A 301-nucleotide genomic window follows, 5' to 3' on the forward strand; every position below is an offset into this window, starting at 1 on the left:
GCTCATTATAGGTGCGCGCGCTCCCACCCCGATCGCGACGGCCATGCGAAGGCGCCGCCCGCGTTAGCGTTACGTCGTGAGGCTGCCTTCAGGACGTTGGCCCGCCAGCGCCTGTTCGAGGCTTGCGAGCACCATCTCGCCCATTGCGGTGCGCGATTCCACCGTGGCGCTCGCGCGGTGCGCCTGCAACACCACGCGGTCCATGCCGAAGAGTTCGGGCGGCACATTTGGCTCGTCGACGAACACGTCGAGACCGGCACCTGCAATCACGCCGCCTTCGAGTGCTTAGATCGGAAGAGCA

General features: G+C 66.1%; 1 pseudogene. It reads right to left on the reverse strand.

The window, feature by feature from the left end:
- Positions 1–69: 69 nt before the first annotated feature.
- Positions 70–273, reverse strand: a pseudogene (locus tag EN859_RS36925) (2-hydroxyacid dehydrogenase); the annotation flags it as partial.
- Positions 274–301: the final 28 nt, after the last annotated feature.

Source organism: Mesorhizobium sp. M00.F.Ca.ET.216.01.1.1 (assembly GCF_004010325.2).
In the GTDB taxonomy this organism is placed as follows: Bacteria; Pseudomonadota; Alphaproteobacteria; order Rhizobiales; family Rhizobiaceae; genus Mesorhizobium.